General features: G+C 42.3%; 12 protein-coding genes. All 12 read right to left on the bottom strand.

Annotation, left to right across the window (positions count from 1 at the left end; genetic code table 11):
• Positions 1-144 precede the first annotated feature (144 nt).
• Positions 145-2118, bottom strand: coding sequence for a bifunctional metallophosphatase/5'-nucleotidase (locus DWX61_RS10895; protein ID WP_118625274.1), 1974 nt, complete (start codon positions 2116-2118; stop codon positions 145-147).
• A 37-nt stretch (positions 2119-2155) separates the two neighbouring features.
• Positions 2156-2569, bottom strand: a complete 414-nt coding sequence (locus DWX61_RS10890; RefSeq protein ID WP_118625272.1) for an EamA family transporter — start codon at positions 2567-2569, stop codon at positions 2156-2158.
• 77 nt (positions 2570-2646) lie between these two features.
• The gene (locus tag DWX61_RS10885) at positions 2647-3654 is read right to left on the bottom strand and encodes a substrate-binding domain-containing protein (RefSeq protein WP_118625270.1); all 1008 of its coding nucleotides are present in this window, start codon (positions 3652-3654) and stop codon (positions 2647-2649) included.
• Positions 3655-3663: 9 nt separating this feature from the next.
• Positions 3664-4302, bottom strand: a complete 639-nt coding sequence (locus tag DWX61_RS10880) for a hypothetical protein (protein WP_118514182.1) — start codon at positions 4300-4302, stop codon at positions 3664-3666.
• Positions 4292-6022, bottom strand: coding sequence for a sensor histidine kinase (locus DWX61_RS10875; protein ID WP_118625268.1), 1731 nt, complete (start codon positions 6020-6022; stop codon positions 4292-4294). Before DWX61_RS10875 ends, DWX61_RS10880 begins: the two co-directional genes overlap by 11 nt.
• A gap of 28 nt (positions 6023-6050) precedes the next feature.
• The gene (locus DWX61_RS10870) at positions 6051-7640 is read right to left on the bottom strand and encodes a response regulator (RefSeq protein ID WP_118625266.1); all 1590 of its coding nucleotides are present in this window, start codon (positions 7638-7640) and stop codon (positions 6051-6053) included.
• 112 nt (positions 7641-7752) lie between these two features.
• Positions 7753-9135 (bottom strand): melibiose:sodium transporter MelB, encoded by a 1383-nt coding sequence (melB, locus tag DWX61_RS10865; RefSeq protein WP_118514188.1) that lies wholly within the window; start codon positions 9133-9135, stop codon positions 7753-7755.
• Positions 9136-9306: 171 nt separating this feature from the next.
• Positions 9307-10509, bottom strand: coding sequence for an AI-2E family transporter (locus tag DWX61_RS10860; protein WP_330575554.1), 1203 nt, complete (start codon positions 10507-10509; stop codon positions 9307-9309).
• Between the two features lie 44 nt (positions 10510-10553).
• On the bottom strand, positions 10554-13175 hold the full coding sequence (locus DWX61_RS10855; RefSeq protein WP_118625264.1) for a cation-translocating P-type ATPase: 2622 nt from the start codon (positions 13173-13175) through the stop codon (positions 10554-10556).
• Between the two features lie 373 nt (positions 13176-13548).
• Positions 13549-15084, bottom strand: a complete 1536-nt coding sequence (locus DWX61_RS10850) for an APC family permease (protein ID WP_118625262.1) — start codon at positions 15082-15084, stop codon at positions 13549-13551.
• 27 nt (positions 15085-15111) lie between these two features.
• Positions 15112-15447 carry a P-II family nitrogen regulator gene (locus tag DWX61_RS10845; RefSeq protein WP_015525489.1) on the bottom strand — a complete coding sequence of 112 codons (336 nt, stop codon included), beginning with the start codon at positions 15445-15447 and terminating at the stop codon, positions 15112-15114.
• A 113-nt stretch (positions 15448-15560) separates the two neighbouring features.
• Entirely contained in the window at positions 15561-16688 is a 1128-nt protein-coding gene (locus tag DWX61_RS10840) for an iron-containing alcohol dehydrogenase family protein (protein WP_118625260.1), read from the bottom strand.
• Positions 16689-16691: the final 3 nt, after the last annotated feature.

Here is a 16691-nt window from a genome sequence, read left to right as displayed (position 1 = left end):
CCCGATTCTCTCTTTCATGACTCTTTTTCATAAGCTCTTTCATTCTACAATTTTACAAAAGAAATTGCAATTCATCTCAAATAAAAGCTGTCGCTTTGCAATCTGTTAACCGCTAAAGCGACAGCTTTCTTCTCAGCCGTATATTTATTTTGAATTTTTCTTTCCTTTTCTGACTTTGATCCTGCGGATCATCCTTCGGATCAGAAATACCACAAGCACAATGATCACTATAAGGATCAGACAAATACCTGCGATCATTGCCGAAAACTTATTCGGCTGCTTCACCAGATCAATGATATTTCTGCTGTCCTCCACAACCTTACGTCCATGTGTCGTCTCATAATATTCCGGCACATTGGCAATTCCGTCGCCGTCTGTATCCTCAAAGGACTGCATATATCTTGCGATTGCATCCCAGGCCTTTAATTCCCTGTCACCCTCCATGATCGCCTGATCTTCCAGATTTTCAATGGGATTCCCATCCCTGTCCTTCGGTTCAAGAGACAGCATTCCATAGGACATTTTCGTCACAGAACCAAGCATCTGGCCGGTATACAGGTCTGTCACAACATGATACAGTTTGTCATCCTGGATCTCGATCCGCTCTCCGTCTGCCCTGGTGAGATAACAATCTGTCACCTTATTCAGAATCATCCGATGTGGATTGTATGCAAAATTCAACCCACTGCAATATAACCTTGCCGTTGTCATAAAATCCGATACAGAAGCGTCCACCTCCGCTGCCAGCTTCAGCTCCTCTCCGGTCAGGTATGCACTGATCAGCGGATATCCGGCAACACCGTCCTTTCCGATCCCCAGTGAAAAGGAATTAAAAACATCCTCTACTGTGATATCACCCTTTGTGTATGTATCCCGCACGGTTCCGCTTGGAACAACGGCTACATCAACCGGATCACCATCATAATACTCGGAATTCTCCACTGCATATATGTATGCATCGGATATGATATCACCAAGATTCAACTCTTCGTGCATCGTGCCCATTTCTTCCAGACTGTTGAATTCAACATCATTTTCAGCAAGAACCTCTTCTCTTGTATAGCCAAAATCGGCAAGATAATTCTTATCCACCGCATCCATCAGGGCATCGATCTGTTCCTGTGTCGCCTGGTCCGGTTTTACCTCCTCAGAAACAGGGATCAGCTCATAGGATGTCAGTTCCCACCGTCCGTCCTGCTTCTGTGTCATGGAAAGTGATCCCAGATTTCTTCCGTATTCACCGCAGGATACGATATATGTGTTCCCATGCTGAATTGCCTCTTTCAGCTCTGAGTGTGTATGTCCGCTGATGATCAGATCAATATCCGGCACCTCTTTTGCCAGGATCTCATCCTCCGATTTGTTCTCATCCTCCCAGGTTCCTCCATGGGACACACAAGCGATCATATCCACTTTTTCATTTTTTCTGATCTCTTCTACCGTCTGTTTTACGGCCTCAACCGGATCCTTGAACTTTAATTCACAGGTCGGTGCACATTCCAGGGCATCCTTACCGAACACACCGACTACTGCAGCCTTTACATCTCCCTTTTGAACTACTACATAATCCTTCACACCGTAGGCTTCAAATGCCGACCGGATCTGCTTCTGGCCATCATTTAGTCCATCCTGCTCCATACTGTCCCAGTCCACATTGCATACCACCAATGCCGGTACTGTCTCACCGGAATCCTTCGCAGCCTCCAGCATATTTGCCAGTCCCTTTGAACGATAATCATATTCATGATTCCCCAAAGTCGTCACATCATACCCCAGATATCCCAGCATTCGAAGCTCTGCCGCCTCCGTATCGTATACGGTCTGGATCAGGGTTCCCATGGAAAAATCACCGCCATCCAACACCAGGGTGTCCGGATCTTCCTGCTTCTTTTCATCGATCAGAGTTTTGATCCTTGCAAATCCGCCAACCTCTTTTTGTTCTCCATCTACGATGGTTGAAAAGCTGTTCAAATGCGAATGTGTATCATGGCTGAACAAAACATCGATCTGTTTTGTCTCGGCTGCTTCCACCGGAACATTCCATGTAAAGGGATGCAGTAATGTGGCAACAAGCATGATTACCAGAAGCCTTGCTGAAATTTTCTTTCGTGTTTTCATAGCCCTCTCCTTTTGTGTATAGTTTTTTTATACCTTTTTACAAAACCATCAATAATGTTCCTGCACCGATCAAAATACATCCGATCAGCGATTTTGCTGTAAATTTCTCGTGTAAAAAAACAAATGCCAGTACCAGCGTGATCACAACACTCAGCTTGTCTATCGGCACAACCTTAGATGCATCTCCTATCTGCAAAGCACGATAATAACATAACCATGAGGCACCTGTTGCCAGACCTGAAAGTATCAGAAACAGCCAGCTTTTTTTGCTGATCGCTGCGATCCCGCCCTGGGTATTTGTGAGGAAAACCATTCCCCATGCCATGACAAGCACCACCATCGTTCGAATCGCTGTTGCAAGATTCGAATTAACACCGGTAATACCTACCTTTGCCAGTATGGAGGTCAGAGCTGCAAATACAGCAGACAGCAAGGCAAACACAAACCACATAGTATACCCCCTTCTTGGCCCGCCGCTTAGTGCTCCATACACCTAAAGCGGGGAATACTTATTCTGCATTCATCGTATCATTTTTCTTCTGATATGTCACTATTAACAATTTCATAAGGCATACTGTACCAGATTTTATCATATTTATCTATAACTCCATTTAAAACAGATTTCATTATCTCATAAATTCTTGCAACCTGATCCTCCATATTGTTATCCACAGTTCCATAGATTTCCCCGAGTCGGATCTTCTGATTCATTTCCTGACTGTTATTAATTCCAATAATAACCGGAAGTTTCATCTGATGTTTTTTGTAATAATCATAGACCCCAAGTGCCATGTCATCATTGTTGCATACGACTGCCTCCGTATTCCGGATCGTCTCTTCATCCAGCTTCGCAAATTTTTCCAGGGCAATCTCCCGTTTCCAATCCGCAGTCAGGTTTCCCAGCTGCTTTAACGGCAATTCTCTTCCTGACTCCAAAAATCCGTTAGTTCTCCGAATCGTATCATAATGAGACTCTTCCCCCTCAATCAATATGTAGTCCAGCTTTCCGTTTTGATTCCGATCCACGCTCTGCTTCTGCTTATCCCAAAGCTCCTTCAGCAGCTTTCCCTGTATCTCTCCGGCAGCTTTTCCGTCTGTTCCTACATACCAGACATCCTTCACGATCTGAAGATCCTTCTCGGCAACTTCACGGTTATACAAAATGACGGGGATCTCCTTCTCCTCCGCTTCATTCAACACACTGGCTGCAGATGCAGGCTCTACCAGGTTAACCAACATGATATCATACTCCTGCGCATACATATACTGCAGCTGTTTTTCCTGTTTCTTATTTTTTCCATCTGCATTATAGATTTCGTAGGATATTTTCCTTCCTGCAATTTCTGTTTTTTCAATCATATCCTGCAAAGTCCGCATATATTTCTCCATAAAGGTATCATTCAGATCATATACCGCAATTCCCATGTGGATATAACAGTCTTCTCTCTTTGGTAGCTTCCATGCCACGATCAGACCTGCCATCAGCACAAAAAGACCTGCCAGTATAAAATTATATTTTTCAGTTTTCCACTTCATCTTCTCCCTCTACCTTACAAGTAATGCATCCAGACTGCCCGCTTCCAGAATTTCCCGATCAAGCTTTAACGGCTGCAGAAAGATACTCTCCATCTTTTTTTTCTTTCCGTAAGCTTCTATCATCTGCATACATTCATAGCCAAGTCTGTATGTATTTTCCATATAAACCTCTTTCTTACGGCCACTTTTGATCTGTCCCAAAACAGTTTCACTGATTGGCATCCTGTATGTTTCTTCTTCCTGTTCCCTCCGCACAAATGCCGCATAATGCAAAAATGACTCCTTCATGGTATCTGTAAGTGCCAGTACTTCCTTATATTTGTAACCATTCTGATTTTTTTTCAGATAAAATTCCGGATATACCAGAAGAATTCCCATGCTTCGATTCTGCTTTTCCTCTTTCACCAGCTCTGCAAAACTTTTTTCGGACATCTGCTTTTTGTACCAGACATCCAGCTTTATCTGATGGTCATAAGCATAATCCCGGATTCCCTCCTGGACACTGCTTAAATCTTCCTGTGTGTTTTGTGGCAGGACGATGGTAATTCTGCTTTTTTCTGCCCTATGATTTCGCACTGTCATATACCGAAAGGATATAAGTGCGATCAGAACCAGAATCAGAATGATATGTTTTTTCTTACTGCTCATCCATTTCCTCCATTTTCGGGATCGTGATCGTGGCAACGGTTCCCTCATCCAGTTCACTACTGATCGTAATTCCATAATTTTTTCCATAGATCAGCTGTATCCTCTCATTTACATTGCACACTCCGATTCCGGAACCACGTTTGCTGGATACTACTTTATTGTGCATGATATAATCTATTTTTTCCTGTGTCATACCGGGTCCATTATCTGACACATCGATTTTGATATCTCCATTCTTTTCATAGATCCGGATCTCGATTTCTCCATCCTCATACATTCCATCCATTCCATGATAAATAGCATTTTCCAGCAATGGCTGAATAGATAGCTTGGGGCAAAAATATTTCAGCAGTTCCGGATCTGCGTCCACATGAAATTCAAATTTATCCTTGAAACGAATATTCTGGATGGCCAGATAGCTGGAAGCATGTTCCAGTTCTTTTTCCAGAGTGATCATATCTTTTCCCTGACTTAAGGAGATCCGGAAAAATTTAGCCAGAAGAGAGACCATCTCCCCGGCACCATCATATTCTTCACTTCGGATCATCCAGATAATGGAATCCAGCGTATTATACAAAAAATGAGGATTGATCTGCGACTGCAGAAGCTTCTTCTCCATCTTCTGCTTTTCTCTCTCATTTCTGCGTATCTCTTCCATTTGCTCCTGAAGCTTATCTGCCATAATATTAAAATGTATACTTACATTTTTCAGTTCGCCGATTCCTTCCTCCTGTGCTCTGGCATTATAATCGCCTTTTCCGAATTTTTCCATTGTCCGAAGCAGCCTGTAAATCGGATTTGTAAAATTGTGAAACACAAGAGTATCAAGAAAGATCAGGATCACTCCGATCAGAAGGAGTATAAACCATACAAGATAATGAAGATTATGGCTTTCCAATACCAGACTGTCCATAGAATTTACAACCACCATATTCCATCCTGTGTAACCAATCTGCTGACCCTCTATCAGCCACTGCTGACCATCCGCCTTTTCTATCCTATAATTTTTGCAGGACAATGCAGACTCTACGGTCTTTTCTTTATATAATCCGGATGCGATCTCTTTATCAAAAGGATGATAGAGCATATTCTTCTGATCATCCAGCAAATAGCAATACGCTGATTTCTGATTTCTGTAATGCGACAGTATCTCATCCACAGAATCTGTATAATACTCCATCAGAAGAATTCCTGATCTCATATTTCCATCCTTGATATATTCTACATAACGGCTGATCTCAAATACATAACTATCCTCCTGTGGACGTACCAGTCTCCGCCGTCCGTAACTGATCGTCTCAATATTCTCCTTTGCCTGTAAAAACCAGGCCATCTCTTTCGCATCCTCTTGTTCTGCAAATGTCCCTGAATGCCATATACTTTCTCCGTCTATATCGTATAAGGCAAGTCCATACAGACACTTTTCTTCAAGAAATATCTGCTGTTCCATTTCCTCCGCAAACCTGGCACTGTCCACATCATATTTCTTTATATTCTGATAGTAGATCCTGTTGATCAGTACATTGATATTTTCAATCTGTGTCTCCAGACTCTGCGCCAGAAAATCCCTTTGCTTTCCTATTTTTTCTATGGCATCCTTCTGAAAATATGTTGAAAAATAGTAGGAAAACAGAAGAATACAGCTGATGATGCAGGCTGCAATGGAAGCAGACATAACCACCGGAAAAATGATACGGATACTTATCTTTTTATTTTTCATTTTCAGCTCCTTGTATATTATTGCCGATCTATGTATCTGACTGTGCAGATTTTCTGTATTTTACAGGTGAGATTCCACAGTTTTTTTTAAATACGTAGCTGAAATAATTTGGCTCCGGATACCCTACCATCGCTCCGATGGTCTGACTCTTATAATCAGTCTGCAAAAGCAGTTTTTTTGCTTCTTCCATACGTCGACTGATCAGATAATTAATGAATGTACCTCCTGTTTCCTGCTTGAATATTTTCGAAAAATAGGAGGTACTAACATGTAACTCTCCACATATCGACTCCACACTCAGCTCCGGATTCCGGAATTTTTTTTCCACGATCTTCATTGCATTTTCTGCCAGAACCACATTGTTGTCGATCTGTTTTTTCTGGATCAGTGATCGTATCAGAAGGCAGTAATTCAAAAGCCAATGATCTAATTCTTCCCCCGTGCTCAACGAAAGGATCTTCACCGCCATCTTTTTGGATCCCGCAAATTCTGCATCTGATGTAATCTGGTATTTCTTATAAAATCTGGCAACAGAAAAAGAGATTTCCAGAATAACGATCTGATATTCATTCAAATTATAGTGACCCTTATGCAGCCATGCGATCAGATCACCGACCTGTTTTTTCAATTCTTCTTCCGTACAATATGTGATGGATTTTCCGATCATTTCCACCTGAGAGTTCCAGTCCTCTTCCTCCTGCTGCGGCATGATATCGTTATAGTAAGTATAGCTCTCCTCCGGCAAAACAAGATTATAATCCAATGCTTCTGCTGCCTGAGCATACAACGCCGGCATATCTTTCAGATTCTCTCCGCTGTTGCTGATCCCGCAGGAAATCCTCGCTCCGAAAATACGCTGGATCATAACTGCTGTTTCCTGGATACTTCGTGTAATCTTCCCAATCTCATGTCTCTTGCTGCCACCAAGGAGAAATACTTCTTTATCGCCCATACCAAATTCATGAACGTGTGCAATTTTTTCCAGTGCTTCCTTCAACGTTTCCTTCATTGACAGTTCGCTGAGAATGTCCTTCTTCCCTTCTTTTCCCACTTTTACTGCTATAACTGAATACACCTGATCCGAAAGATCCAGCTTCAGATTTTTTATCTGCCGCCTGCATTCCTTCTCCTCCATAACCTCTGTCATAAGCCTGGAAAAAAACTGCTGACGCAATAACGGCAAGCTCTGTGTATATGCATTCTCCAGCCGGACACGGTTTATTTTTTCATTATATTCTTTCTCCAGTTCCTGATACATTTTTATGAGCAGACGTTGCATCTCCTCGTAATCAATGGGTTTCATCACATATTCCGAAACTCCATAACTGATAGCCAGACGTGCGTATGTAAAATCATCCCATCCGGAAAACAGGATCACCTTTGTATTCATATAATTTTCATGGATATTCTTTGCCAGCTCCAGACCATCCATGAAAGGCATTTTTATGTCACTGATCACTAAATCCGGATGAAATTCATCCATCATATCAAGCACTTCTTTTCCATTCTGTGCTGTTCCAACTACAGAGAATCCAAGGCTCTCCCAGTCTATTCCCTTCTGCATTCCATATAGGATATTCGGTTCGTCATCTGCCAAAATAATACTAAATATTCTCACACTCCATACTCCCTGATGTTTTACTGTATTTTATGATAGCATATTATCAATATACATAAAATACAAAAAATCCCCTGTTTATTGTTTTCACAATTAAAACAGGGGACTGCTCTTATTTCTCTTCTGAGCCGTTCAGTTTCGCAACGACTTTTTTCATAAATTTATCATCTAATTTATATTTGCTCTTAAATACAACATATGCAAGAATAACTCCGATAGTCGGCACTACACACATCAGAACACGAATAGAATTCTGTGTTGCAAGTGACTGCACTGTGTTCGGAACATATCCTGTAAGCTCCAGTACAAATCCAATAGCCAGTGCTGTAAATGCTGCTGTCAGTTTTACGATCAGGGTCTGCAGAGAGAATACAACACCCTCGTTTCTGTTTCCGAGAACATATTCTCCATAATCCACAACATCCGCAAGGAATACCGTTGCACATCCAAGCTCCAGACCGGTTCCTGTCTTAACAATAATACCAGCAATCGCTGTCAAAACAATATTATTCGGACACACAATTCCTACCACCAGAAGAAGAATCAATCCGATCGGTGGCAACACACACGCAAACAAAAACGCCTGCTTTCTGGACAAGATCTTTGTTACCTTCGGGAAGATCAGAAGTCCTACAACCTCTGCAACAGATGCACTGATCATAAATGCAGATAACATTCCGGCATTGTTGCATACATAACTGAAGTAATAGGTCGCAACTCCCATGATTGCCTGAATTGCCACATTATATAAAAGAATCAGCAATACTGCCCATCTTAACTGGTCATTTTTTCTGATGACTGTGAAGATGTCTTTAAATTTCATTTTTTCTTTTTTCTCAACATCATGCTGGATCTTTGGCAGATTCAGTACACATACAGCCATTGTAAAAATAAATGTTGCTGCAATGATCAAAGCAAATCTATGATATCCTGTATAATCACCGCCAAGACCTTTGATGATCTGTACTCCAAATCCGGCAATGATCAGTGACTGTCCGATACTTGCAAAAATTCTTGGCAGTACGGATACTTTTTCACGCTCCTGTGGATCAGATGTAAGATTCGGGATTACTGACCAGTATGGAATGTCCATAATTGTATAGGTCATTCCCCATAATACATAAATAACAGATGCAAAAACACAAAGGCTTACGCCTGATAAATGAAAATCTGTAAATACAATTACAAATACAAATGCGTTGATCAACGTTCCGATCACCAGCCACGGTACAAATTTGCCAAAACGGCTTCTTGTATTATCAACAACCATTCCCATGAAAAGATCATTAAACGCATCCCAGATCTTTGCCACGAAAAACATGGTTCCGATAAACGCCGGCGCTACTTTAATGATATCTGTAAAATAGATCATGGAAAAAGTTGCTATCATTCCATAGATCAAATCCTTACCCAATGCTCCAAAAGCAAACGAGTACTTTACTCTTCCAGGAATCTTACCCTGGTAAACCACACTGCTTTTATTGTTATTATCCATTCCTCTATCTCCTCTTTTATGCCCTTTCTTTGTACACATTTCTTTACCGTGTGATAGTTTAGCATTTTGGGATGGATATGAACATTTGATATTCTATTCAAAAAATATGATTTTTTGTTTTTAACTCTATTTTTCGAACAATTTACTTTTCTTTTGCCTTGCCATCTCTTGTCAACATTTTTTTTGAACTTTTGAAGGTCTCTGTTCTTTTCCTGACGTTTCTTCTATAGCAGCAATTTCCTCCGCCGTATATTCCTCTATTTCTGTCTTTGTTACCTGTTTGATATGCTTTTTTTTCAGGCGCAGATATACGAATTCCCGAAAAATAGTATAGAACACGGAAAGCAGCGGAATAAAAACAAGCATCCCCACAATTCCCATAAGGTTTCCACCGATCGTAACTGCTGCAAGAACCCAGATTGATGGAAGCCCTACGGATTCACCCACAACATGAGGATAGATCAGATTTCCCTCGATCTGCTGCAGCACCAGAAATACTATAATAAATAAAATTGCCTGTTTCGGATTTACCATAAAGATCAAAAAGCTTCCCACCGCACATCCGATAAAAGCCCCGAAAATCGGAATCAATGCAGTAAACGCAATCAAAACTCCGATCAAAAGTGCATATGGCATCCTCAAAATACTCAGTATCACAACAAACATACAGCCGAGGATCACAGCTTCCAGACACTGACCTGCAAGAAAATTCGCAAATGTCCGATAAGTCAGAGAACAAATTTTAAGAAAAGCATCTGCCTTTTTCTTTGGAAGAAAGGCAAAAAATACTTTTCGGATCTGCACATGCAGCTTCTCCTTCTGAAAAAGAACATAGCAGGCAAATGAAAATGCAATAAAAAAGGTTGCCAATCCACTGACTATGGAACCCACTGCTGACATTGTGGTATTCATCATATTTCCTGCACCATTTCCAAGAAGACTTATTCCCCACTTGATCGCCTGATCCGGATTAAACTGCACCTGATTTACCAGCTTCATGATTTCCTGGTTATTATGGGAAAATTCCCGAATCCAGCCTTGCATCTGCGGAATGAAATCAGCGATACTCATCATCAGAGTTCCCATTGTCCGCGTAAGCTGCGGAATCACCCCGAACATTACCAGTACGATTACACCAACCGCCAATATGATCGTAAGGAGCAGACTTATCGGTCTTGCCAGTTTTCCAACTGTCTTATTTTCTTTTTTTACTCTTCCGAAAATTTTCTTTTCCAAAAAGCTCATTGGCACATTTGTTATAAAAGCGATCGCCCCGCCAAGCACAAACGGAAATATAATCCCCCATATTGCTTTTAGCACGCTGAGCACCACATCGAATTTCCATAGGGCAACTACAAGAAGTGCCGTAAACACAATAAGCTCCCTGATTTTTTTTATAGATATTTTGCTTAAATCCACTATTTTTCCTCTCTTTTTTTCAATTTCATACGTATCCATTTAAGCAGCTGAATGATTGGAAGACTTGCAAACGCATACAAATATACACAGCCAAGCTGCATCAGATCCAGCGTCTCTACTTTAAACAGGAGATGAAATCCCGGAACCGTCAGTACAACGGTAATGAGTACTGCCCCAAGTGCAAATGCTCCCTGAAGCCATTTATTATTAAAGAAACGTTTTGTAAAGATAACCGGATGATCCGATTTGCAGTTGAATCCATGGAACAAACGTGCCAGACAAAGTGTTCCGAAGGCATAGGTACTGCCAAGCAGTGCACCATTCTGGTTATATCCTGTCAAAAATCCTATCATCGTCATCATACCGATCACCAGGCCTTCCAGACCGATTTTACCAAGAAAATCCTTTGTCAGTATTGACTCGTCTGCTGATCTTGGTTTCTCATTCATCACCTCACTGCTGTGCGGCTCCACGCCTAATGCGATCGCCGGAAGGCTGTCTGTCAAAAGATTGATAAACAGCAGATGTACCGGTGCAAAGGGAACCGGAAGTCCTGCCAGGGATGCACAAAGAACTGCCAGGATCGCACCAAAGTTTCCTGACAGAAGAAACTGGATCGCATACTTGATATTCTGATATAAATTTCGTCCATTTTCCACTGCTTTTACAATTGTTGCAAAATTATCATCTGTAAGCACCATTGCTGCAGCATCCTTTGCGACCTCTGTTCCGGTCACTCCCATTGCAACACCAATATCTGCCTGCTTCAATGCCGGAGCATCATTCACACCATCTCCGGTCATTGCCACGATCATCCCCTTCTCCTGCCATGCACGGACAATACGGATCTTGTGCTCCGGTGACACTCTTGCATACACAGAAATATTCGGGACAAATTCCCTCAGCTGCTCATCACTCATATTTTCAATATCAGCGCCCTCGCAGGCCTCCGACAGATCGTGTAAAATTCCGATTCTCTTTGCAATTGCAGCTGCTGTGATCTTATGATCTCCAGTGATCATGACCGGCCGAATCCCCGCTTTTATACATTCTGCAACTGCAGCCTTTGATTCTTCCCTCGGCGGATCCATCATGGCGATCAGACCAAGAAATACCAGATGGTTCTCATCTTCTGTCGTCAATACATGCTTCTCCGGAATTTCACGATAGGTAAATGCCAGTACCCGTAACCCTTCCGTTGAAAATTCCTGATTCTGGCGCTGGATCTTTTCTTTATCTGCTTCTGTGATTTCCCGAACTCCGTCCTTTGTCCAGATTCTGTCTGTCAGCTCCAGAAGCCGGTCAACCGCACCTTTTACGATCATCCGGTTCTCACCATCAATTCTGTGAAGTGTTGACATCATCTTACGGTCACTGTCAAAGGGAAGCTCTCCTTCTCTTTGATAAAGCTTTCTTACACCTGCAGCCTCGATTCCGTACCGGCTGCCCAGATTGATCAATGCCGTTTCCGTCGGATCTCCGATCTCCACTCCATTTTCATTTGTTGAATCATTACATAAAATGCTGTAGTCCAAAAGACATCTCTGCGCCGGATCTGCTACATCAATTGCATCTGCTGTGATTCTTTTTCCATCAATATAATAATCTTCTACTGTCATTTTGTTCTGTGTGAGTGTTCCGGTCTTATCCGAGCAGATAACAGAAACGCTTCCAAGACCTTCCACAGCCTGGAGCTTACGAATGATCGCGTGCTCCTTTGCCATCTTCTGTGTTCCGAAAGAAAGGACGATCGTCACGATGGAGCTTAAAGCTTCCGGAATCGCTGCGACTGCAAGTGCTACTGCAAACATAAATGCACTGCTGATCTTCTCACCGCGGAATACACTGATCGCAAACAGAATTCCGCAAAATATCAGGATCAGAATGGAAAGCTTCTTTCCAAAATCATCCAGATTCGCCTGAAGTGGCGTCTGTTTTTCCGAAGTCGATTTCAGAAGTCCCGCAATCTTTCCAACCTCTGTCTGCATTCCTACATTCGTTACAACCGCTCTGCCACGCCCATATGTGACAAAGCTTCCGGAAAACAGCATATTTGTCCGATCACCAAGTGGTGCTTCCTCCAAAATAATGTCCATACTCTTTTCAACCGCAAGACTTTCTCCGGTAAGAGCACTTTCATCGACCTTAAGACTTGCATTTTCAATCAATCTTCCATCCGCAGGGATCATATCACCTGCTTCAAGAAGAATCACATCTCCTACAACCAGTTCTCTTGCCGGAAGCTGTACCGCCACACCATCACGCAATACCTTTGCCTCCGGACCGGCAAGCTTCTTTAAACTCTGCAGAGACTGCTCAGCCTTTACGGTCTGCACGGTTCCCAAAATCGCATTGATCGTAATAACGATCACGATAACTGCTGCACTTTCCACATCTCCGAGCATACCGGATATCACTGCCGATGCGATCAGGATCAACACCAGAAAATCCTTATACTGCTCAAAGAAGATCTGCAAAATACTTTTTTTCTTTCCTTCTGCAAGCTCATTCCATCCGCACTTCTCTCTGGACCGTCTGACCTGTTCATCGGTAAGCCCTGATTCCCTGCTTTCCACACGCTCGAGAACTTCTTCTGCTGTCTGCTGATAAATTTCTTTCATTACCTTTGCCTCCTTTTTTGCAAATATTCACCGACTGTAATTTTTTTATGCAATAAAGGATTTTTTTGATAAAATGATATAAAAAAAGAAACCCTTATTGCACAACAAAAAATGCAATAAAAGTCTCACCATTTCCCTGCAGCGCCGGATGTTTCCACCGTACTGACGACACTGCAAACGCAGATTTCCAAACGTAGGTTACTCCCCTTTATCAGTTTTAATAGTATAACAGAATCGGTACCTCTGTCAAGATACTTTATAAATCACACCTTGCAAATATGATACTCCGGTAACAGAAAAACTCCCATTTTTTGAATGGAAGTTTTTCTGTTACCCTGAAAGTATTATAGGCCTGCAGCCGTTTTATTACCTTTTAAGATTTATTACTCTGATCAGCCACAATATTACCCTGCACAACTCTTCCCTGATCTTTTCCTTTTCTCAGTCCTCGAACTACCTGCACATTTCCAAGAATCAGATAATCCATTTCTCTCTTAGTGATTTTCGCAAAATTTTTCTTTGAAACAAAATAGAAAGTAACTCCCATCAGTACCCACACGATCAGCGCTGCAAAGGACTGTGGAGCCATGAATGCTGGAGAACCGGGCACGATCAGGAGCAGCAATATTACAACAGAGATCACGCAGCCGCCCATTGCTACTGCCGGATGGATTTTATTTGTATCTGTATCATCGCCATATTTTTTCAGAAGAATATAAGCACCTGCACAGGTAAAGAAATATCCGAACGCAGTACCTACGGAACACATATCTACAACCCAGCCGATCACTTCTCTGCCGAAAAATGGGCAGATACAGCAGATGATCATGGTAAACCCAACACATATGGACGGAGTTTTATGCTCCGGATGAACCTTTTCAAAAGCTGACGGAAGCATTTTTGCTCTTGCCATACCAAATAAAAGACGGCTGGATGTCATAAAGAATCCGTTCATACCGGTAAAAATCCCCATGCACACTGCCAGTGCCACAAAGCACACACCAACTTTTCCCATTGCAAGATCAAGAACTGCACCTGTATGCCATTTTACAAGAGTTCCATCCGCATCTGTCATAGTCAGAACCTGCTGCCAGGGAACAACACAATCTGTCACCAGTGCCATTGCACCATAGATCAAAGCACCTACGATCAATGCTGAAATGATCAGCATTTTGCACTTCTGTGGTGGAAAATCATATTCTTCTGCCGCCTGTGGAATACAGTCAAATCCTACATAAAGGAACGGAGCCAATGCCAGGATAGATACAAAACCGCTTCCAAGAGACTTGCCTTCGGCTCCGTATGCCGGCTGCAAGTTTGAAGCATCAAAATGTCCTGTTGCGATCACGCCAATGACTGATACAACAACCGCTGCACACATGATAAGGACCATCGCAAGCTGAAGATTTCCTACAGATTTCGCACCTTTGTAATTCATGATCCCGAAAAGTATGATAAAGAACAGGGATAATCCGACTTCACCCATATATACATCATATCCTGCAATTGTATACAGGTAACCTCTGTTAAAGACTCCAGGAAAAATATAGGATGCCAATACCGGAAGTGCCGTTGCATTCAAAGCTACAATAGACAGATATCCAAGCGACAGCATCCATCCGCATATGTACGAAGCAGTTCTTCCAAAGCCTTTATATGCATAGGCAAATTCACCACCCGCTACCGGAAATTTTGCGATCATATAAGAATAGCTGTAGCCTACCACGATCATTAAAAGACCGCCTGCCAGAAATCCCAGAAACAGCGGGAGCGGTCCACCTGCACGTTCTGTCCAGAGACCACCCTGTATAAAACATCCCCATCCAATGATGGAACCGACTGCAACTGCCCAGATCGAACCAGGTCCCATGGATTTTTTTAATTTTGTTCTTTTATTTCTTTCACCCATATATATCCTCCTGCTTCATCAAGCATATCATTCATCATCATCTTCTCTGGTTTCTTCACTGATCGTATATGCCTCACTGATATCGGAAACAAAAATTTTTCCATCACCATAATGTCCATACTGCCCACTCTTTGCACTGTTAATGATAATATCTACAACCTCATCTTTTTCTTTGTCCCCAACAGTAATATACAGCATGTTTTTTGCCATTTCCTGATAAAGGACATCACCTACCTGAATACCTTTTTCCTTACCTCTTCCTGAAATTGCCCATTTTGAAAAAGCAAAATATCCTTCCTGTTCCAGTGCTTTGATGACATCCATTACTTTCTCAGGTCTTACGATTGCTGTGATCAGTTTCATAATCTTTCATCTCCCATCCATAAATACAAAAAGAGCCCAGATACCAAAGTATCCGGACTCCATCGTCTCTTTCTATATTATCATTATTTCTTTCAACATTCAATCAAAATCTTTCACTTTCCGGCCAGATATCGATACATCTCATCCAGCATCGCATCTGTGATCTCTACCGGATTGTTATAAAGGTTCGGGTGTCTGCTGATGCGAACCAGCTCCGCAATCTGATCATCGTCAAGCTCCAGATCCTTCAGATCACACCGCAATCCCATTTTTTTCTTTAATTCAAGAACTGCATCCGCCATCTCTTCTGCATCTTTGAATCCAATCCTTCTGGCAAATTCCTCTACACGTTCACCACCTTCGCCTTTTGCATTGATTCTTATAAAATAATCCAGGGTCAGGCCACACGCCTCGCCATGCGGGATGTGATAAATATTGGTCAATGGAAATGAACACGCATGGGAAGAAGTAGTTTTCGGTAAAGTAAACGCCAATCCTGCAATCAAAGATGCTTCACACATTTTCTCCCTTGCTTCCTCATCATCTGGCTTCCTGTATGCTCTGTAAACATATTTGAATACCAGTTCTGCTGCATGCATCGCAAGCACATCACAGATCGGCTGATGACCTTTGCTCCAATAGCCTTCGATCGCATGGGAAAGAACATCAATTCCTGTTCCTGCCGTAACCTGCGGTGGCATTGTATAAGTAAGTTCCGGATCAATGATAGCTGCTGCCGGATAAAATCCCTCTGATACGATCGGCGCTTTTTTTCCATTTGCATGATCCGAAAGAACTGATACACAGGTCACTTCACTTCCTGTTCCTGCAGTCGTAGGAACTGCGATCAGTGGAAGATGTTTCTCCGGCATTGCTACTCCGGTTTCATGATACTTACGGATGGAATCCGGAGTCAAAGCTACACTGGCAGCTGCTTTGGCACAATCCATGGGACTGCCTCCACCCAGTGCTACCACAAATCCGATATTTTTCTGCCGGATCACTTCCGCACAGGCATCTACCTCTGCAACGTCCGGGTTTGGAGAAACATCTCCAAAAGAAGCAACGATCATTCCTTCTGACTCTTTTATGACCTTTTCGGCAAGACCGCTTTTAAAGAAAAACGGTCCTGCCACCAGAAGGCCTCTTTCGCAGCCAAGCTCTCTGGCTATTTCTTTGATTTCTTTTACTCTACCTTTGCCGAAATGAATTTTTACCGGCTGTAGATAATCCCAGTTCATAGG

The organism is Ruminococcus sp. AF20-12LB, assembly GCF_003478985.1.
GTDB lineage: Bacteria > Bacillota > Clostridia > Lachnospirales > Lachnospiraceae > Blautia_A.
This window is presented reverse-complemented; position numbering and strand designations above follow the sequence as displayed.

Bases quoted from the DNA above. Each gene is read 5' to 3' on its own strand.
- DWX61_RS10840 (WP_118625260.1), bottom strand. From the start codon at position 16,688: ATGAACTGGGATTATCTACAGCCGGTAAAAATTCATTTCGGCAAAGGT.
- DWX61_RS10850 (WP_118625262.1), bottom strand. From the start codon at position 15,084: ATGGGTGAAAGAAATAAAAGAACAAAATTAAAAAAATCCATGGGACCT.
- DWX61_RS10845 (WP_015525489.1), bottom strand. From the start codon at position 15,447: ATGAAACTGATCACAGCAATCGTAAGACCTGAGAAAGTAATGGATGTC.
- melB (WP_118514188.1), bottom strand. From the start codon at position 9,135: ATGGATAATAACAATAAAAGCAGTGTGGTTTACCAGGGTAAGATTCCT.
- DWX61_RS10875 (WP_118625268.1), bottom strand. From the start codon at position 6,022: ATGAAAAATAAAAAGATAAGTATCCGTATCATTTTTCCGGTGGTTATG.
- DWX61_RS10885 (WP_118625270.1), bottom strand. From the start codon at position 3,654: ATGAAGTGGAAAACTGAAAAATATAATTTTATACTGGCAGGTCTTTTT.
- DWX61_RS10890 (WP_118625272.1), bottom strand. From the start codon at position 2,569: ATGTGGTTTGTGTTTGCCTTGCTGTCTGCTGTATTTGCAGCTCTGACC.
- DWX61_RS10895 (WP_118625274.1), bottom strand. From the start codon at position 2,118: ATGAAAACACGAAAGAAAATTTCAGCAAGGCTTCTGGTAATCATGCTT.
- DWX61_RS10855 (WP_118625264.1), bottom strand. From the start codon at position 13,175: ATGAAAGAAATTTATCAGCAGACAGCAGAAGAAGTTCTCGAGCGTGTG.
- DWX61_RS10880 (WP_118514182.1), bottom strand. From the start codon at position 4,302: ATGAGCAGTAAGAAAAAACATATCATTCTGATTCTGGTTCTGATCGCA.